The organism is Bacteroides coprosuis (assembly GCF_020741705.1).
Lineage (GTDB): Bacteria > Bacteroidota > Bacteroidia > Bacteroidales > Bacteroidaceae > Bacteroides_E > Bacteroides_E coprosuis.
The window spans coordinates 1-19,752 of the sequence record NZ_DYYK01000140.1 but is presented as its reverse complement, the minus strand read 5'-3'; the positions used below and the strand labels follow the sequence as shown (position 1 = coordinate 19,752).

19 protein-coding genes are annotated in these 19,752 nt (G+C 35.1%); 10 read left to right on the top strand and 9 right to left on the bottom strand.

The genetic code is table 11. The features are described 5' to 3' along the window. The 3 genes from K8V80_RS08180 to K8V80_RS08170 all read left to right on the top strand — a co-directional run. The coding region (locus K8V80_RS08180; RefSeq protein ID WP_276776906.1) for a cation:proton antiporter at positions 1 to 2,071 on the top strand (2,071 nt) is incomplete at its 5' end. Further along, a complete protein-coding gene (locus K8V80_RS08175; protein ID WP_276776904.1) occupies positions 2,071 to 2,781 on the top strand; it encodes a tRNA threonylcarbamoyladenosine dehydratase in 711 nt (236 codons plus the stop codon). The genes K8V80_RS08180 and K8V80_RS08175, both read left to right, overlap by 1 nt. 18 nt (positions 2,782 to 2,799) lie before the next feature. Next, positions 2,800 to 3,456, top strand: coding sequence for an ABC transporter ATP-binding protein (locus tag K8V80_RS08170; RefSeq protein ID WP_006743926.1), 657 nt, complete (start codon positions 2,800 to 2,802; stop codon positions 3,454 to 3,456). Here the strand turns inward: K8V80_RS08170 and K8V80_RS08165 are convergent. Continuing rightward, positions 3,438 to 4,331, bottom strand: a complete 894-nt coding sequence (locus K8V80_RS08165; RefSeq protein WP_276776900.1) for a helix-hairpin-helix domain-containing protein — start codon at positions 4,329 to 4,331, stop codon at positions 3,438 to 3,440. The two genes, K8V80_RS08170 and K8V80_RS08165, sit on opposite strands and share 19 nt — an antisense overlap. Positions 4,332 to 4,410: 79 nt before the next feature. Between K8V80_RS08165 and K8V80_RS08160 the strand changes: the two genes are divergently transcribed. Continuing rightward, a complete protein-coding gene (locus K8V80_RS08160) occupies positions 4,411 to 4,791 on the top strand; it encodes a VanZ family protein (RefSeq protein ID WP_276776897.1) in 381 nt (126 codons plus the stop codon). Here the strand turns inward: K8V80_RS08160 and K8V80_RS08155 are convergent. After that, positions 4,788 to 6,098 carry a UDP-N-acetylmuramoyl-tripeptide--D-alanyl-D-alanine ligase gene (locus tag K8V80_RS08155; protein WP_276776895.1) on the bottom strand — a complete coding sequence of 437 codons (1,311 nt, stop codon included), beginning with the start codon at positions 6,096 to 6,098 and terminating at the stop codon, positions 4,788 to 4,790. The two genes, K8V80_RS08160 and K8V80_RS08155, sit on opposite strands and share 4 nt — an antisense overlap. Before the next feature lie 258 nt (positions 6,099 to 6,356). Here K8V80_RS08155 and folP point away from each other — a divergent pair, with 258 nt between their 5' ends. From folP to K8V80_RS08135, 4 genes are read left to right on the top strand one after another with little or no spacing between them, the layout of a single operon-like run. Continuing rightward, positions 6,357 to 7,220: a dihydropteroate synthase gene (gene folP / locus K8V80_RS08150; RefSeq protein ID WP_276776893.1), complete on the top strand. Its 864-nt coding sequence runs from the start codon at positions 6,357 to 6,359 to the stop codon at positions 7,218 to 7,220. A gap of 29 nt (positions 7,221 to 7,249) precedes the next feature. Then, positions 7,250 to 8,014 (top strand): diadenylate cyclase CdaA, encoded by a 765-nt coding sequence (gene cdaA, locus K8V80_RS08145; RefSeq protein ID WP_276776892.1) that lies wholly within the window; start codon positions 7,250 to 7,252, stop codon positions 8,012 to 8,014. Positions 8,015 to 8,028: 14 nt separating this feature from the next. Then, a complete protein-coding gene (locus tag K8V80_RS08140; RefSeq protein WP_276776891.1) occupies positions 8,029 to 9,564 on the top strand; it encodes a TldD/PmbA family protein in 1,536 nt (511 codons plus the stop codon). Positions 9,565 to 9,584: 20 nt separating this feature from the next. After that, positions 9,585 to 10,904 carry a TldD/PmbA family protein gene (locus K8V80_RS08135; protein ID WP_276776890.1) on the top strand — a complete coding sequence of 440 codons (1,320 nt, stop codon included), beginning with the start codon at positions 9,585 to 9,587 and terminating at the stop codon, positions 10,902 to 10,904. 25 nt (positions 10,905 to 10,929) lie between these two features. Here the strand turns inward: K8V80_RS08135 and K8V80_RS08130 are convergent, their stop codons facing one another. From K8V80_RS08130 to K8V80_RS08115, 4 genes are read right to left on the bottom strand one after another with little or no spacing between them, the layout of a single operon-like run. After that, positions 10,930 to 11,949 carry a GNAT family N-acetyltransferase gene (locus tag K8V80_RS08130; RefSeq protein ID WP_276776887.1) on the bottom strand — a complete coding sequence of 340 codons (1,020 nt, stop codon included), beginning with the start codon at positions 11,947 to 11,949 and terminating at the stop codon, positions 10,930 to 10,932. A 2-nt stretch (positions 11,950 to 11,951) separates the two neighbouring features. Beyond that, the gene (locus tag K8V80_RS08125; RefSeq protein ID WP_276776883.1) at positions 11,952 to 12,872 is read right to left on the bottom strand and encodes a DUF2156 domain-containing protein; all 921 of its coding nucleotides are present in this window, start codon (positions 12,870 to 12,872) and stop codon (positions 11,952 to 11,954) included. 54 nt (positions 12,873 to 12,926) lie between these two features. After that, positions 12,927 to 13,622, bottom strand: a complete 696-nt coding sequence (locus K8V80_RS08120; RefSeq protein WP_276776881.1) for an LrgB family protein — start codon at positions 13,620 to 13,622, stop codon at positions 12,927 to 12,929. Beyond that, a complete protein-coding gene (locus K8V80_RS08115; RefSeq protein ID WP_006743937.1) occupies positions 13,619 to 13,957 on the bottom strand; it encodes a CidA/LrgA family protein in 339 nt (112 codons plus the stop codon). Before K8V80_RS08115 ends, K8V80_RS08120 begins: the two co-directional genes overlap by 4 nt. 247 nt (positions 13,958 to 14,204) lie before the next feature. Between K8V80_RS08115 and pta the strand changes: the two genes are divergently transcribed. Continuing rightward, complete coding sequence (pta, locus tag K8V80_RS08110) at positions 14,205 to 15,224, top strand: phosphate acetyltransferase (protein ID WP_276776908.1); 1,020 nt, start codon at positions 14,205 to 14,207, stop codon at positions 15,222 to 15,224. 28 nt (positions 15,225 to 15,252) lie between these two features. After that, positions 15,253 to 16,449, top strand: coding sequence for an acetate/propionate family kinase (locus K8V80_RS08105; protein ID WP_276776878.1), 1,197 nt, complete (start codon positions 15,253 to 15,255; stop codon positions 16,447 to 16,449). A gap of 126 nt (positions 16,450 to 16,575) precedes the next feature. On the opposite strand, the gene K8V80_RS08100 is transcribed toward K8V80_RS08105, so the two are convergent. The 3 genes from K8V80_RS08100 to glpK are packed head-to-tail and all read right to left on the bottom strand — an operon-like array spanning position 16,576 to position 19,585. After that, entirely contained in the window at positions 16,576 to 17,334 is a 759-nt protein-coding gene (locus K8V80_RS08100) for a hypothetical protein (protein ID WP_276776876.1), read from the bottom strand. A gap of 18 nt (positions 17,335 to 17,352) precedes the next feature. Beyond that, positions 17,353 to 18,069, bottom strand: a complete 717-nt coding sequence (locus K8V80_RS08095; RefSeq protein ID WP_006743941.1) for an MIP/aquaporin family protein — start codon at positions 18,067 to 18,069, stop codon at positions 17,353 to 17,355. Between the two features lie 28 nt (positions 18,070 to 18,097). Then, positions 18,098 to 19,585: a glycerol kinase GlpK gene (gene glpK / locus K8V80_RS08090; protein ID WP_006743942.1), complete on the bottom strand. Its 1,488-nt coding sequence runs from the start codon at positions 19,583 to 19,585 to the stop codon at positions 18,098 to 18,100. Positions 19,586 to 19,752: the final 167 nt, after the last annotated feature.

Genomic DNA, 19,752 nt, shown 5'->3' with positions numbered 1-19,752 from the left:
AACAATTATCCTTTTTGCCCCAATGATTTTAGGACGGTTGAAAATACCTCATATCATCGGTATGATTTTGGCTGGAGTTTTAATAGGTGAGTATGGACTAAATATTCTTGAGCGAGATAGCAGTTTTGAGCTCTTTGGAAAGGTTGGTTTGTATTATATCATGTTTCTAGCAGGACTAGAGATGGATCTAGAAGACTTTAAAGTTAATCGGTTCAAGGTTTTTATTTTTGGTATATTCACCTTTAGTATCCCTATGGTTATAGGGGTTGTTAGTAGTGTCTATATCTTAGAATATAGTGTGATAACGTCTGTGTTGCTCGCAAGTATGTATGCTTCTCATACACTAATCTCTTATCCTGCTGTAAGTAAATATGGCTTGTCCCGCATGCGGAGTGTTAGTATTACTGTAGGAGGTACAGCTATAACAGATACCTTTGCGTTGATAATACTTGCTGTAATTGCTGGTATGTATAGGGGAGAGATAGATGAATATTTTTGGTTTTTATTATTTATAAAAGTAATAATTGTTGTTCTTTTAATAGCAATACTTACACCTCGTATCGCTCGCTGGTTTTTTAGAAAATATGAAGATAACATCATGCAATTTGTCTTTGTGTTGGCAGTCGTTTTCTTAGGAGGTGGATTATTAGAATTAGCTGGACTCGAGGGTATTTTAGGCGCATTCTTGGTGGGGTTAGTCCTAAATAGGCTGATACCTAGGCTCTCTCCTTTAATGAATCGTTTAGAGTTTGTGGGTAATGCTTTATTTATCCCTTATTTCTTAATAGGTGTGGGGATGATCATAGATCTTCGTACCTTTTTTAAGGGTGGAGAAGCTCTAAAGGTAGCTATAGTAATGACTATTGTTGCTACATCAGCTAAGTGGTTAGCTGCATTCTTTACTCAGAAAACATTTAAAATGAAAAAAGAAGAGCGTTCGATAATCTTTGGATTGAGTAATGCTCAAGCTGCTGCTACATTGGCTGCTGTTCTTGTCGGAAATAAAATTGAAGTTTCTCCAGGTGTGCCTTTATTAAATGATGACGTATTAAATGGAACAGTTGTTATGATCTTAATCACTTGTTTAATTAGCTCCGTTGTTACAGAAAAAACGGCGAGAAAGATAGCACTTGCAGGTGATGCCGTAGATGATAATAAGGCTAGTGAAAAGCGTGAAGAGGAAAATATTCTGATTCCTGTTGCGAACCCACATACTATAGAGGATTTGATTAATATGGCTTTATTGATTAAAAATGAAAAGCAAAAAGATGGGTTAGTTGCACTTCATGTGATCAATGATGAAATGGCTTCTGAATCACGAGAAGTGCAGGGACAGCGAAGCCTTGAGGTTGCTGCTTCCGTAGGAGCTTCAGCTGATGTAAGTATACAAACGATACTAAGGTATGATGTGAGTATTGTGTCGGGGATCATTCATACAATGAAAGAACAAGCAGCTACAGATGTAGTTATAGGTCTTCATAAAAAAGCTAATATTGTTGACTCCTTTTTTGGTGTTAAAACACTCAATTTGTTAAGTGCTACTAGTCGTCAAATATTTATAGTGAAGGCCTTAATGCCTGTTAATACCTTGCGAAAAATTATAGTAGCAGTTCCTTCAAGAGCAGAAAGAGAGTCAGGATTCACCAAATGGGTTACTCGGTTGTGCCGTATGGGAGGACAATTAGGTTGTAGAATTCACTTCTTTGCAAATGAAAAAACACTGGGATATATAAAAGGATTTATAGATAAAGAATACAAAGCTCTTCGTGTGCAGTACAATGAGCTAGAACACTGGGATGATATCATTATGTTGACAAAGCATGTTAATCATGATCATCTATTTGTGATTGTAAGCGCTAGGAGAGGTTCAATTTCTTATAGACATTCTTTTGAGGAGCTTCCTACTTTACTTTCTAAACACTTTACTGATACTAGTATTGCTATTCTTTATCCAGAACAGTATGGAGATCCAAGAGAGATTATTACTTTTGCAGACCCCATACGACAATCCAATAGAGGTTTTTGTCAGCAAGTGGTACAGTGGTTTAATAAACTATTCAAGAGTAATTGATGGAGCAGTGGAAAGAAAGAACTTCTCTACTTTATGGAGAAGCTAAGATGAAAAGGCTTGAAGAAGCCCATGTTTTAATTGTAGGGACAGGAGGTGTAGGTGCTTATGCTGCTGAAATGATTTGCAGGGCAGGCGTAGGAAAAATGACCTTAGTGGATGGAGATACTGTCCAACCGAGTAATATAAATCGTCAGCTACCCGCACTTCAGTCTACTATTGGTCGGCAGAAGGTGGAACTGTTGGGAGAAAGATTGTGTCAGATAAATCCAAAAATCGAATTGACTTTATTACCTATCTTTATAAAGGATGAGGCTATTCCAGAATTGTTAGATCGTGCAAAGTACGACTTTGTGATAGATGCCATAGACACATTATCTCCTAAATGTTTTTTGATAGCAGAATCTTTAAATCGTAATTTGAATATTATTTCTAGTATGGGTGCAGGTGCCAAGACTGATATTACTCAAGTTGCTTTTGAGAATTTGTGGAAAACAATTAATTGCAAATTAAGCAAGGCTGTTCGCAAACGCTTATTGAAAATGGGCATAAAACAAAAACTCCCCGTTGTTTATAGTAAGGAATTAGCAGACCCTAATGCTATCATCTTAATTGATGATGAGCAAAATAAAAAATCAACATGTGGAACTGTTAGTTACATGCCAGCTGTTTTTGGTTGTTATTTAGCTGAATATGTATTGACTCGATTATAAAAAGATAAACCTATTGCTGTGATAAAATTAAGAGATATACAAAAAAGTTTTGGAGACCTAAAAGTCTTAAAAGGTATTGATCTCGAAATTCATGAGAAAGAGATTGTAAGCATTGTTGGTCCTAGTGGATCAGGAAAAACAACTCTCTTACAAATCATGGGTACATTGGATAAGCCTGATCAGGGATCTATAGAGATTAAAGGTAAGAAAATAGACGGTTTAAAAGATAAAGAGTTAGCTATCTTTAGGAATCAAGAGATTGGTTTTATCTTTCAGTTTCACCAACTATTACCTGAGTTTACAGCAGTAGAAAACATTATGATGCCAGCTTTGATAGGTGGTTTGTCGAAGAGTAAAGCTCAGGATAGAGCAATGGAGTTACTTGATCTCCTTGGATTAAAAGAACGTGCAGAGCATAAGCCAAATGAACTTTCGGGAGGAGAAAAACAGCGAGTAGCCGTTGCTAGAGCATTAATAAATGATCCAGCAGTGGTTTTAGCAGATGAGCCTTCTGGAAGCTTGGATACACAAAACAAGGAAGAACTTCATCAGCTATTCTTTGATCTAAGAGATCAACTAGGTCAAACTTTTGTGATAGTTACTCATGATGAAAAGTTAGCTCAATTAACAGATCGAACCATTCATCTAATTGATGGTCAATTGAATGATAAGTAATTTCTTAAACGATCTATAGTTATAGCATCAAACTCTTCTAAAATTTGAAGTTGTTTGATGCTTTTTATTTCTCCTTGTTTTCGTCTTAGATAGAAGATGGCTTTTACTTGCTCATAGTTGAGATAAGGATGCTTTAGAAGACTTTTAAAGTCAAGTTTGTTGATTTCTAAAGGAATTATTTCTGTGGGATCTATGCTAAACCACGTTTTGAACAGCTCAACATCTAAATCTATTTCTTTAAACTGTTTTATAGTATAGAAACCTCCTAATTTATCTCGGTATCTCACTATCTTTTTCGCATAGTATGATCCTATACCTGGAATTTTTTTTAGAAGTGTTGTATCTGCTGAATTGAGAGCTATAATTGTCCCCGTTTGAAGTTTCTCTATTTGTTTAGATGGCGTGTGTGTAGTCTTATTGTACTGAGGCATTAAGTAAGACTGTGACTGTTGATCTGCTATGACTATGAAAGCTTCTATTTGAGGATAAATAGTATCATTTATTGTGAATAGTTTTTTAAGATCTGTCGTTTTTCTATAGACCCCACCTTTGTTTCTATAATTTATAATATTTTGGGCTATAGCTTGAGATAGACCTGCATTTATCAATTCTTCTTTTGAATCTTTATTGGGGTTGAATTTTTTAGTTAATGTTAGATGAACTTTAGCCTCTCTGATACTGTCAATTTCCAAATTTTTAGTTGATACAAAAGTCTCATATTCTTTTTGGAATTGAGAAAGATAAGGGTCTCTGTGAGAGATTCTTAATGAGGGTAAATACTGTAAGAGAAAGAGTGCAATTAGAATTAATAAAACAAGTACTAATAATCCTATTCTTTCTTTACGTGAAAAATAGAAAAGATCTTTCCACTGCATTAATTTTAAAATCGTTAAGGTTTATCGGATTCGAAAGTAGGTAAAAAACTAGTATATTCGCAGTCTTAGATAAAATAAAATGCATAAACGAATTAGAAAATATCCAATCTCTATAATTATTTTTTTAATAATCTGTTATTTGTCTTTTTTTAGGCCGCCGTCAGTGGGTGTACCTAATATACCACATCTAGATAAAGTTATTCACTTTTTGATGTATTTTGGATTTTCCTCCATACTTTGGGTAGAGTTTTTGCGTGTCCCAAAAAGAACCCACCCTAAAAAAGGATGGGTTATAGCGTTTTATCTTCCGATATTAATAAGTGGATTGATAGAGTTGCTCCAAGAGTACTGTACTACCTATAGAGGTGGCGAGTGGTTAGACTTTCTGGCTAATAGCATGGGTGCTTTAGTGGCAAGCTTGCTTTTCTTTTTTGTCTTCAGAAAATCGAAGCTTTTCTAAAAGCTATCCACAAGAGTAAATAACCTAATTCCGTTTGAGCCTTTAATTAAGATCGTATGGTCTGTTATTGGGTCTGAAACTAGATAATCCTTGACTTCATTTACATCATTAAAATGAGTATAAGGATGATTCGTTTTACAAAACTCATCACCAACTAATAATACCTTTTCGATATCTTTGTGTTTAGTCAAAAAATCTATAATTTTTTGATGTTCTAAAAGACTATCTTTCCCTAGCTCACGCATATCTCCTAGTATAACCATTTTGTGTTCGGCCTTTAGATTACAAAAGTTGTTAAGAGCTGCCAGCATACTAGTGGGATTAGCATTGTATGCATCAATGATGAGTTGGTTTGACTCTGTTTTCTTAAACTGAGATCTATTGTTTTGTGGAGTATATTGCTCTAATGCTTCTTTAATATCTTCTATAGGAACTTTAAAGAATACACCTATTGTTATAGCTGCTAATATATTGCTCAAATTATAATCTCCAATAAGTTGGGTATTAATCCTTTGAATATTATTTGAAAGGGTAGTCTTATACCATTCCAAACTCAAAGTTAAACTACTATCATCTATCTTTCCACAGACAGATGCTGATTCAGATGTTCCGTAAGTAATTAAATGAGAAATACCTTCAGCTTGCTTCATTAGTATGCTGTCGTCAAAATTGATGAAGGCTGTGCCATTCTTTTTCTCTTTCAGATAATCATAGAGTTCACTCTTAGTTCTTATAACACCCTCCAAAGACCCAAAACCTTCTAAATGTGCTTTACCTACATTGGTAATCAATCCATAATCGGGCAATACAATGCGCGTTAAATCTTTTATTTCTCCAGGGTGGTTTGCTCCCATTTCGATTACAGCCATTTCATCACTAGCTGTCATACTTAATATAGTGAGAGGTACCCCAATATGATTATTGAAATTACCCTGAGTATAGTGTGTTTTGTATTTCTTTAATAAAACATTTGCTATTAACTCCTTAGTGGTTGTTTTACCATTTGTCCCTGTAATAGCTATAATAGGGGTTTTTAGCATTTGCCTATGATAGTTGGCCATTTGTTGTAGGGCATGGAGTGAATCATGCACTAAGATATATCTATCATCACCTTCTATCACAACCTCAGGATTGTCTACAATTACAAATGCAGCTCCATTTTCTAGTGCTTTAGAAGCATAAAGATTCCCGTCAAAATTTTCTCCTTTTAACGCAATAAACAATGAACCTTTAGGGCAATTTCTACTATCTGTTGTAATTTGCCCTCCACAATCTTTATAATATTGATAAAGTGTTTTTATATACATGGCATATTTGTTTTAGACTAATTGTATCTATACAAAAATACATTTTTCTATTATGTATAAGTGTAAAAAGGGAAATTATATACAATATGCAGTCTGAAGATTATTGCTTACCTCATTAATTGGAGTTTGTCTGATATCAAAATACCAAAAACACTTTTGATAGACTTGGTATACAAGAAGTTTTCTTGCCCTTTGATAAAGGTTAAGCCCATTATTTTCTTTACATTTGTGTGAATCGTTTATAGAATAAAATTGACTATGAAGAGTAAAGCTCCTAAGTATATAAATGTGAATGGAAAGCTAATGGACTTAGCTCAACCTCAAGTTATGGGGATATTAAATGTAACCCCTGATTCATTTTATGCGGCAAGTAGAAAGCATACTGAGTTAGATATAAAACAAAGAGCACTTCAAATTATTGATGAAGGTGGAACAATAATTGATGTAGGTGCTTATTCTTCTCGTCCCAATGCTAAACACATTACCACAGAAGAAGAAATGGATAGATTACATTTTGGACTTAAAATTATCAATGAAACTATCCCTAATGCTGTAATATCTGTTGATACCTTTAGGGCAGATGTAGCTAGAATGTGTGTAGAAGAACATGGAGTAGCCATAATAAATGATATCGCTACTGGGCAGATGGATGAGAATATGTTTGAAACTATTTCCGACTTGAATGTTCCTTATATTATCATGCATATGCAAGGAACTCCGCAAACTATGCAAAAGAATCCTCACTATGATAACCTCTTAAAAGAAGTGCTAGAGTTCTTTGCACATAAAGTAGGGAGGTTGCAGGAATTAGGAGTGAAAGACATTATTCTAGATCCTGGTTTTGGCTTTGGAAAAACAGTTACTCATAACTATGAATTATTAGCTGCTTTAGATGAGTTTAGTATTTTTGATTTACCTATCTTAGTAGGAGTGTCTCGTAAATCTATGATATACAATTTGCTAGATATATCTCCTGATGAAGCACTAAACGGTACATCTGTTATAAATGCCTTATCACTAGAAAGAGGAGCTAATATACTTAGAGTTCATGATGTTAAAGAGGCAGTAGAAGTAGTTCGAATTATAAATAAAATGAAAGAATCTGATCCTATTCAACGATAGGAAAGGAGGCTAATTAAATATTGTAGCACGTGTTTTTTGATTTCGGTGTAAAAGACTTTATAGATATTCTATTAGTAGCATCCTTACTCTACTATACTTATAAGTTGATGAAGTCGTCGGGCTCTATCAATCTTTTTGCTGGTATTTTAGTGTTTGTAATGATTTGGCTAGTAGTTACGCAAGTTCTTGAAATGCGACTTTTAGGGTCTATATTTGATAAGCTTGTGAGTGTGGGAGTGGTTGCTCTTATTATTCTCTTTCAAGATGAAATAAGAAGATTTTTACTTACTTTAGGCTCCCATAGGAATGTTAGGCGACTGGTGCGATTTTTTACGGGTCATATAGAAGGGAAAGTAGAACATGATGATATTCTACCTATAGTGATTGCTTGTTTAAATATGAGTAAACAGAAAGTAGGAGCACTTATTGTGATGGAGCATACATTTCCTTTGGATGAAATCATAGCAACTGGGGAAGAGTTTAATGCCGAGATTAATCAAAGGTTAATTGAAAATATATTTTTTAAGAATAGCCCCCTTCATGATGGAGCTATGATTATCAATAAGAATAAAATTCGTGCAGCAGGCTGTATTTTGCCTGTATCACATGATATGAATATTCCTAAGGAACTAGGATTAAGACATCGAGCAGCTATGGGTATTTCACAACAATCTGATGCACATGCAATAGTTGTTTCCGAAGAAACAGGTGATATTTCTGTAGCTTATCAAGGGCAATTTTACCTTAAACTTAGTGCTGAAGAATTAGAGACATTACTGACTAAAGAAAATTAACTTAAATTAAAGCTATGGATAGACGTAAGTTTTTGAGATCAGGAGGCTTAGCACTCTTGGGTTCGCTAGCAGCTCCTACAATAGCATCAGCCACGTCATTAACAGAGAGTAATAAGCATAAAGATGAAGGAACTCTTATGCGAGCGATGAATCATTTTGAAGTAACACAGGAGGATATCAAGAAAGTGCTTAAAGCAGCACTAGAAAAGGGAGGTGATTATGCAGATGTCTTCTTTGAACATTCTTTTAACAACAATATTGGGTTGCAAGATGGGGAAGTAAACCGCTGTAGTTCTAATATTGACTATGGAGTAGGTATACGCGTTGTGTCTGGAGATCAAACCGGATATGCCTATGTAGAACATATTACATTAGAAGAAATGTTGAAGGCAGCTCGTACAGCAGCTCGTATTGCTCAAGGTAGTAGAAAAGTTGATCCAGTTGCATTGACTGAAAAAGTAATAAAAGAAAATTACTATCCTGTCACTTCTCCCTGGGAGCAGGTTATATTAAAAGATAAAATACCTTACCTTCAAAAGGTAAATGAAAAAATATTCTCGTTGGATAATCGTGTTATTAAGGTTGTCGCTTCACTTTCAGATAACACTTCTCATATTTTATTCTGTAACTCAGAAGGAGTGAGTTATTACGATTATAGACCGATGGTTTCTTTTACAGCTTTCTGCGTAATGAAAGAGGGAGATAGAACTGAAAATGGATATGCTTCACGATCTTATCGAAGAGGCTTTGAGTTTCTTACCCAAGATTTAATGGATATCGTGGCTAGAGAAGCCGTTGAAAATACTTCTCTGTCATTTAAAGCTATCAAACCTAAAGGCGGAGAGATGCCTGTCGTTATGGGTGCTGGTGGTTCGGGTATATTGTTGCATGAAGCTATAGGACATGCTTTTGAGGCTGATTTCAATAGAAAAAACACCTCTATTTTTGCAAATCAGTTGAATAAGAAAGTATGTAATAAACATATTTCTGTGATTGATGATGGTACTATACTCTACAACAGAGGATCTGTAAATATAGATGATGAAGGCGTTGAAGGTCAAAAAACTTATATTGTTAAAGAAGGTGTCTTAACAAGCTATCTGCATGATAGAATTAGTGCAAAGCATTATGGTGTAGAACCAACAGGAAATGGTAGAAGAGAATCATTTCGTAGCATGCCTATACCTAGGATGCGTGCTACTTATATGGAGCCTGGAAACTATAAAGAAAAAGATATTATAGCATCTGTAAAAAAGGGTGTTTACGTAAACCAATTTACCAATGGACAAGTTCAAATTGGTGCAGGAGATTTTACTTTCTTTGTAAAATCGGGATTCTTGATAGAAGATGGGAAACTTACCCAGCCTATTAAGGATATCAATATTATTGGAAATGGACCAAAAGCTTTGGCTGATATAACGATGGTTGCTGACAATGATATTATTGATAATGGTACATGGACTTGTGGTAAGGATGGACAGTCTTGTCCTGTTACCTGTGGAATGCCCTCTGCACTTGTTAGTAAACTGACCGTTGGTGGAGAAAGTTAAACCTTTAAAAGAAAAATGTTATGATATCAACAGAATATAAAAAGCTCTCTGAATGGGCTATGGATTTTGCTTTGAAAAATGGCTGTCAGTCTGCAAAAGTAATACTTCAAGAAGGAGTAAATTCGAGCTACTCCTTACGTGATGCAAAGATAGAAACCTTAGAGCAGGCCTCAGAGATGGCTCTTGGTTTTCATTTATATGTAGATGGTAGGTTTGGTTCTTTTTCAACAAATAGATTGGATAAAAAAGAATTAGAACAATTTATAAAAACAGGCATTGAGGCTACTCGTTATTTAGCTGTGGATAAAGCTAGAACTCTTCCCAGATCTGATAGATACTACAAGGGGGATTTGCCGAATCTACAACTTTATGATAATTCATTTGAAAATATTCATCCTGATGAAAAAGTAGCTATAGCAAAGAAAGTAGCTCATGAAATCTTGGGAAAAGACAATCGAATATTATCTGTTTCTTCTAGTTACTCCGATGGTTCTAGTTCAGTTTATCAAATAACAAGTAACGGTTTTGAAGGTGAAACGGATCGCTCTTGGTATAATGTTTCTTCAAGTGTAAGCATTAAAGGAGAAGGAGAAGCCAGGCCTTCTGATTTTTGGTATGACTCTGCTATTTATTTTTCTGATCTCAATACGAATGGAATTGGAGCTAAGGCACTAGAAAGAACCTTACGAAAGCTGGGACAGAAAAAGGTAAAATCTGGTAAATATACAATGCTTATTGATTCACTCACTTCTTCTCGTTTGTTATCTCCTCTTTTAGGAGCTACTTATGGGAATGCCTTGCAGCAGAAAAACTCTTTTTTAGAAGATAAATTAAATGAAAAAATAGGAAGTAGTTTATTTACTCTTTATGATAGACCTCATATAAAAAGGGCAAGTGGGGCTCGTTATTTTGATGGGGAAGGAGTAGCAACTCAGACGAGAGAGATTTTTACGGAGGGAGTATTGAATACTTACTTTATAGATACTTATGTAGGTAATAAAATGGGTATTACACCCACAATTAGTGGGCCTTCACTCCTTGAAATGAAATTGGGCCCCAATAATCTAGAAGAATTAATTTCGTCACTAGATAAAGGGATATTGGTAACTGCTTTTAATGGTGGAAACTCAAATAGTTCAACGGGAGATTTTTCCTTCGGAGTAGAAGGTTTTTTAATAGAACACGGAAGATTGACCCAACCTATTTCTGAAATGAATATTACGGGTAATCTAATTACTCTTTGGGCTTCACTAATCGGTGTGGGGAACGATCCTAAGTTGTCTTCTTCTTGGAGAATACCTTCATTGGTTTTTGATAATGTGGATTTTAGTGGGCTATAATGAAATAACCCACTAATGATATATCTTAATCAAGCATTAAACTCATATAAGGCTCTAGGTTCATAAATAGCTTGGTGGCTAATTCATTTATGCTAAGCACTGTATGGGTTTCTTGCTTTTTTGTCTTTTTAAAAGAAACAATTCCTTCTTTTATAGTATAAAAGCCTTCATTTTTGCTTAATAAAGGATCTTCTACAAAGAATTCATCTTTCCATTTAGGTAATGCTTTTGCAAATATTTCTAGTATTGGTTTGACTTGTATGATACGTAACATACCAAACTTTTCCTTTTTATTGCTTAAGGGAGGAGATATGACATATAAGGATTTAGTACCAAAGTACTTATACATGGTGTAAAAAAGCTCGTGCTGGATAGCTCTACTATCAGCAAGAATTTCATTAACGTGTATGGATTTATCTTCCGTATCGTAATAAGCTAGTGCAATACCTACAATATCCCTTCCTTTATGGGCAGTGAAAACTTGACCCTGAGCTAAGCGAAGATCTGCCAATATTACTTCGAAGTCTTCTTTTGTATGTAATATAACTGCAGGAATTTCATTCATTCTTTTGTCAAAGTAATTGTAACTCTTTTGGTTAAATTGATCATAAAATGTTACAACGATATCGCTATCTTTTTTTTCCTTTGGTAAGTCTAGGTTGTAGGCTGTGTTGAAAAATACAGTTTCAAAACCTGACTTTTGGTAATAAATGAATAAATTATCATTAGCTGGAATTAGGGTACAGATTGGGATGTTTTTATCTTGTAATTGCTTACAGCTTTTCTCCAATAGCTGATGCATAATGCCCTTCTTTCTATAATCTGGATGTGTACATGCTCCAGAAATATAGGAAGAGGGTACTATTTGTCCATGGAACTTGAAAGGATAAGACAAGAGTTGTAGCACTGAAGTCATACGTTCACCATCCATGATGGAAATAGTATTTTCATCTGTGTAGCGTTTTTGAAAGTATAATTCTGTAAAAAGGGGATTATCATTGAAGCAAATCTCCCATAATTCTTTAGCCTTTTCCTTCTTTTTCATAGTTACCAGTTTATTAGTTCGACAGGTTCATCTTTAAGTAGGTTTACCATACTTTTTTCTAAGATAATTTCTGGATTATAAGATAATTTGGCTTTCCTTAATCCAGGAATTCCTAAATCTTCTTCTCTATTAATATATACATATTGCTCAGGAATATGATTAGCAAATTCCATATTAATCATTGCATAAGCTCCTTCAATAGAGGTGTCAGCTTTTTCTACATGGGTACCAAATGTATCGTAGTTGATTGGCATACCAAATGTAAAGGCAACAATTTTGCCATCTACTCGTAGTAGTCCTCCTGTTAATCCAAGAGCTTCGAAATTTTTAAGAGCGAAAGTCAATGCTCTTCTTTCATTTCCAGTACCTTCATACTCATCGCAATTATTCTCTTTACACCATTTTTCTTCTAATATGAGACATTCATCAATATTATCTGATGTGATTGGAGTATATTCGTAGTTAGGATGTTCTCTTTTAAAACGGTTTGTAAAATTTCTTTTTGATTGAAATTTTTTCCCTTTCAAAGTGGCTAGATCTGTTCTTAGATAGATATAATCTGCATAATTACGTGTTGTAGCAAACGCAAATTTATTAGGTAGTATTTCTTCTAAATCGGCTTGCATTCCTCTACATACACCTAGCATCCTAAAAGGTTGTTGCTCTTCGTTAGCGTCCTGTATGAGGTCCTTAATAACTTTTTTTAAATCACCCCCACCTACAGGCATCATATAGGCTAATTCTCCTTCAACCCAAAATTTGAAGACTAAAAAGCCATCGACAATGGCAAACTGGGTATCATAGAGGAATCTCCAACTGCATAAGTTCGAAAAGGATAGGTCGCAATTACGCCTATTACTTTTCATTGTAAATTTGGTAATGGTATCTTTATCAGATATTTCAATATCTTTAAATGCTATCATAAAATTCTTATAACGTTTTTAATCATCAATAATAACAATCAAAACGTGTTTTTGTTATAAGAATCCCATAAGTCTTAATATGGTAGGCGTAAGAATAGAGGTTAGAATGCCATTTAGCGTTAGCCCAAGGCTAGCATAAGCCCCATATTTTTTTCCCACTTCCATAGCTGTAGAGGTTCCAACAGCATGAGCAGCGGTCCCGATAGATAGTCCCTGAGCTATAGGGCTACTAACCTTCATTAGTTGCATTACTTTGAATCCCAGAATTGCACCTAGTAATCCTACACAAACAACAACAGCCGCTGTAAGCGAAGGTATTCCTCCCAAAGATTTAGTTACCTCCATAGCAATCGGTGTAGTTACAGATTTTGGAGCTAATGAGAGTATTACTTCATGGCTAGCACCCATTAGTTTAGCAATCCAAACTACAGTTACTACACCTATAACACACCCAGCAAATTGAGAAACTAGAATAGGAATAAATTGTTTCTTAATAGTTTCTAGCTGAAGATAAAGAGGAACTCCTAATGCTACAACCGCAGGTTTTAGCCAAAACTCAATTAATTTACCTCCCTCGTTATAAGTTTCGTAGCTTATATTAAATGTCTTAAGAAAGACAATAAGTACTGCTATTGTAATAAGAATAGGATTTAAAAGTAAGATGTGAGTACGCTTCTGTAGCAGTTTTGCAAAGAAGAATAAAGTGAATGTAACTGCGAGAAGAAAAAACTGATTTTCTAGAAAATTCATTTGATTTTACGCATTAATTGGTGAACCCATCCTGTGATAACTAACACCACGATGGTACTAATAAGTGTAGCAATAACTATTGGCCAAAATTGTGCTTGAATAATATCCAAATAGCACATTAATGCAACTCCTGGAGGGATGAAGAAAAATCCTAAATTCGCTACCAGAAAGTCGGACATACCTTGCACCCAATGTAATTTAATCCAACCCAATCGTAAAAATAGTGTAAGAAAGAGCATTCCTATTATGCTCGATGGGAGTTTTATCCCAGTAAGGTAAACCACTAGTTCACCTAAGGCTAAACAGCCGAAAAGAATGGCACATTGCCGTATCATATATATACCTTTTTTGAAAACGGCACAAAGGTATATAAAAATATAAAACGCTGTTCTGTTTTAATAAAATTTCTTCATTTAGCTAAATTGTAATTATTTGTTAATACCTTTAGAAGAATTGCTTGCCTATTTTTGTGTCAATATCTAGGACTTTGTATAAAACTATGATAATTGTAATGTAGATATAGCAATATTGTGTATTTTTGTGGAGAATAAATCTTTTCTATTAATTGTAATAAAAAATATAATCATGAGTTTAATTAATGAGATCGTAAAGCGTGCACAAGCAAAGCGTCAACGTATCGTCCTACCAGAAGGTACAGAAGAACGTACGCTTAAAGCTGCTAATCAGGTTATAACTGATGGTATTGCTGATCTAATTCTTCTAGGTGATTCTGATGAGATTCACGCATTGTCAAAAAAATGGGGTTTAGGTAATATTGATAAAGCAACTATTATTGATCCCAAAAACTCTCCTAAGAAAGAAGAGTACGCTCAGTTACTTTGTGAGTTGCGTAAGAAAAAAGGTATGACTATAGAAGAGGCTCGTGAAAAAGTGCTTGACCCTCTTTATTATGGTTGCTTAATGATAAAGAATGGTGATGCTGATGGACAGTTGGCTGGTGCTCGAAACACAACAGGTAATGTACTTCGCCCAGCATTACAAATTATAAAGACTGCTCCTGGTATAAGTACTGTTTCTGGCGCAATGTTACTTCTAACTAAAGCTCCAGATTATGGTAAGAATGGTCTATTGTTGATGAGTGATGTTGCCGTAACTCCAGATCCAACAGCAGAACAATTAGCAGAAATTGCTATAACTACAGCAGAAACAGCTAAAGTAGTAGGTTGTATAGAAGAGCCTAAAGTTGCTTTATTAAGCTTTTCTACTAAAGGTTCAGCAAAAAGTGAAGCTGTAGATAAAGTGGTTGAAGCAGTAAAACTAGCTAAAGCGAAAGCGCCCCATATTCAACTAGACGGCGAGTTGCAAGCTGATGCGGCTTTAGTTCCATCAATTGGAGAAAGTAAAGCTCCAGGGTCTACAATAGCTGGTCATGCGAATGTTTTAATAGCTCCAAATCTTGAAGTAGGAAATATATCATATAAGTTGGTACAACGTTTAGGGAATGCTGAAGCAGTTGGTCCTATTTTACAAGGTATTGCTTCACCAGTTAATGATCTTTCAAGAGGTTGTTCTATTAGCGATATTTATACGATGGTAGCTATTACTGCAAATCAAGCTATTGCAGCTAATAATAAAAAATAACTAACCTTATAAATACAAATACTATAACATGAAGATTTTAGTGTTGAACTGTGGAAGTTCATCGATTAAGTACAAACTGTTTGATATGAGCAATGCTTCAGTAGCAGCTCAAGGAGGAATTGAAAAAATAGGACTTCCTGGTTCTTTTTTGAAGTTTACATTACCATCAGGAGAAAAAGTAGTATTAGAGAAAGCGATACCAGAACATACCATTGGTATTGAGTTTATTCTTGAAACATTAGTAGGCAAGGAGTATGGCTGTATTTCATCTTTAGATGAAATCAAAGCTGTGGGACATCGTATAGTACATGGAGGTGAAAAATTCAACCAATCTGTCATTATCAATGATGAAGTAATTCGTCAAGTTGAGCAATGTTCAGATTTAGCTCCTTTGCACAACCCAGCCAATCTGAAAGGTGTAGCTACAATTAGTAAATTATTACCAAAAATTTCACAAGTAGGAGTTTTTGATACTGCATTTCATCAATCCATGCCAAGACATGCATTTATGTATGCTCTACCTTATGAATATTATAAGAAATATAGTGTGCGTCGTTATGGTTTCCATGGAACAAGCCATCGTTATGTAAGTATGCGTGCGATTGAAACTTTAGGATTAGATCCTAAAAATAATAAAATCATTACTTGCCATATTGGTAACGGAGGTTCCATAACTGCCGTATTAAATGGAAAATCTGTTGATACATCAATGGGACTAACTCCTGTTGAAGGTTTAATGATGGGTACACGTTCTGGAGATATCGATGCTGGTGCATTAACATTCTTAATGGATAAAGAAAATCTTGATTCAGCTGGTGTTTCTTCACTTGTTAATAAGAAAAGTGGTATCTTAGGTATATCAGGGGTGTCTTCTGATATGCGTGAGATTGATGCAGCTGCTGATAGTGGCAACGATCGTGCTATTCTTGGTAAAGAAATGTATTTCTATAGAATTAAGAAATATATTGGAGCTTATGCTGCAGCTTTAGGTGGTGTAGACGCTATTATCTTTACTGGTGGAGTAGGTGAAAATTCTCCTGAATGTAGAGCAATTGCTTGTGATGGTTTACAATTCATAGGTGTTGAACTAGATGCAGATAAGAATAAAGTAAGAGGTGATGAAAAGATTATCAGCTCAGATAATTCTAGAGTTAAAGTAGCTGTTATTCCTACAGATGAGGAATATATGATTGCTTTTGATACTAAGACTCTTTTAAACCTATAATATGGTTTTGTTTATAATATACACAATGAATTCGTTTTGTTGTGATAAATAAGAAAAGCCCATCGAATTCGATGGGCTTTTTCATTAACTAACAATCTTATTAAACATGAAACTTATAATTACAAGCTAGAATAGGTCAAATGCTACTTGAATATTAGCGATGTTTTGCATAGGATTCCACATAGCCATTGCAGATACTGGAAGTTTAAACTTACCAATATTCAACACTTTTGACGCAGTCATATTTACATTTACGATACCTGCTGTATCTCCATAGAAGTTAGCTTTTGTTCCTGAGTATTTGTCTAGAGCAAACGCTCCTGCAATACCAAAGTCTAAGTTAACAACATGGTGACGAAGTACAGGGCAGTCTAGAGAAACATAAGTAGAATATCTATTTTTTGTATTTAGATCAAAACCTCCTCTATCACGACCAAATAAAACAGTTGCCCAACTTATTTTTAAAGGAAATTTTCCTTGAAATTGATAAGCTACTGCTAAGTCTAGAAAGTGTCCTGTTTCTCTTGCACTATAATTAAATACTTTATCGTGATTCCAACCTGTTTCATTAGTAGAGAAATTATAAATATCCCATAAAGCTATGCTGAATCCAGCTTTTTCAAAGCTTACGTAATAATCAAATTCTCTATATACGCCGTTGAAACTAGCTGCACCCCATAAACCTGCTTTAAACATTTTGTTTTTATCAAATACATGAATATCAACATCTGCTAAAGCTGCATTAGTTACTTGTTGCCCTCTCCATAAGTGCATGTTTTTAACTTGTAGAGAGAAGTCGATTGGCGCATCTGTAAGCTCTTGAGAAAATCCTGGGATACAGAATAGAGCTAAAAGGAGTGTTAAAAAACAATATTTAGTTTTCATTGTCGTTTTGTGTTTAGATTAAATAATTGCATAATTAGTAAAAAGCATGTAAGTACCTACGGCAAGTAATGTACCTATGATAGGACCAACAATTGGTACCCATGCATAACCCCAGTCACTATCTCTTTTGCCTTTAATAGGTAGTAGTGCGTGAGCTATACGAGGAGGAAGGTCACGAGCAGGGTTGATCGCATATCCAGTAGGACCACCTAATGACATACCAATGACAACGATTACCATAGCTACAGGGAAAGGACCAGCTATTTTAGCTCCTCCTGCAAGGTATATACCCATAATAAGTACGTAAGTACCAATGGCTTCCGCTACACAGTTATAGAAGGGGCTTCTTATCTCTGGAGCTGTACAGAACACCCAAAGTTTTTTATCTGCACTTTCTTCTTTGTCAAAATGAGGTTTGTAGACTAAATAAACTAAGCATGCTCCTAAAAAACCACCAAGAAGTTGTGCTATAGTATATCCAATAACAGTGCTAATAGTTCCATCAAATAAGCCAGCCATATATAAGCCGAGAGTAACAACGGGGTTTAAGTGTCCACCCGAGTCACCTGCAACATAAGCGCCTACAAATACTGCTAGCCCCCATGCAAATGTTACTACTATCCAGCCAGCATTCTGACCTTTTGTTCCTTTTAATAAATTGTTTGCTACTACCCCGTCACCTAAGAGTATAAGCATTGCTGTCCCGAAAAATTCGAGAATAAATCTTGAGTCCATATTATTTATAGTATTAGATAGGTTAATCTTATTTTACCCAGTCTTGAGAACGGTAAATTGCTGCTGCCCATTTGCGTTTAGCTAACTGCATGTCGTGTTGAGCATCTGGTTCAAATGTGCTATCAACAGTCCATTGCTTTTTAACTTCATCAATATTTTCCCAGAAGCCTACAGCTAGACCAGCCAAATATGCTGCACCTAAAGCTGTTGTTTCTATCGTATGAGGGCGAATAACTGTTTGTGCTAGTACATCGGATTGGAATTGCATTAATAGATTGTTTCTAGATGCACCACCATCAACACGAAGTTCTTTAAGACCGATACCTGCGTCTAAGATCATTGCATTAATTACGTCCATAGATTGATAAGCTATACCTTCAAGGGCTGCTCTAGCAATATGTGCTGCTGTAGTACCTCTGGATAATCCAACAATAGTACCACGAGCATATTGATCCCAATATGGAGCACCTAAACCTGTTAATGCAGGAACAAAGTATACATCTCCACAATCAGGTACTTTACGTGCCAATTCTTCTATTTCTGATGAAGATTTAATGATTCCTAGACCATCACGAAGCCATTGAACAATTGCCCCTCCCATGAAAATACTACCTTCCAATGCATAGGTAACTTTATTGCCTATTTTCCATGCAATAGTACTAACTAAGTTGTTTTTTGAAATTACAGGTTCTTCTCCTGTGTTCATTAAGATAAAGCAACCAGTTCCGTATGTGTTTTTAACCATACCTGGTTCAATACACATTTGTCCAAATAAAGCTGCTTGCTGGTCACCTGCTATACCTGAAATAGGAACTTTATGAGCAAAAATTGTAGTTTTTGTATGACCATAAATTTCACTTGATGATGCTACTTCAGGAAGCATTGCTTCAGGTATATCAAACAATTTAAGTAGGTCTTTATCCCATTCCAAAGTGTGAATGTTGAATAACATTGTTCGAGATGCATTGGTAACATCAGTAACATGTCTTTCTCCACGTGTTAATTGCCAAACAATCCAGCTATCTACTGTACCGAATGCTAGTTCTCCTTTTTCTGCTCTTTCACGTGCTCCTTCAACATTGTCCAAAATCCATTTAACTTTAGTAGCACTAAAATAAGCATCAATGATAAGACCTGTTTTGTCTTTAATAAAAGGAATAAGTTCTGCTTCTTTTAATTTATCACAATACTCAGCTGTTCTACGGTCTTGCCAAACAATAGCATTGTAGATAGGATCACCTGTTGCTTTATCCCATACGATAGTAGTTTCACGTTGATTGGTAATACCAATACCTGCAATGTATTTTCCATTGATACCTATTTTGGTGATAGCTTCTGCTGCAACAGAGGCTAATGAAGACCAAATTTCGTGAGGATCATGTTCTACCCATCCACTTTGTGGAAAATATTGGGTGAATTCTTTTTGAGCAACAGAACATATTTCACCTGAGTGATTAAAAACAATTGCTCTGGAACTTGTAGTTCCTGCGTCGAATGCTAAAATGTACTTTTCCATACTTGTATTAAATTAAGGTATTAATTTAGTTCTATATTTATTTACCAGGTTTATACGGAGTTAGCAGATAGTTTTGAGCTAATTCGATAAAATCATTTACTTGTTGGTTTTCCCAATCTTTGTCTTTATTCATTTCTTTAGCCATAATGCTTGCAACTTTTGGTGCA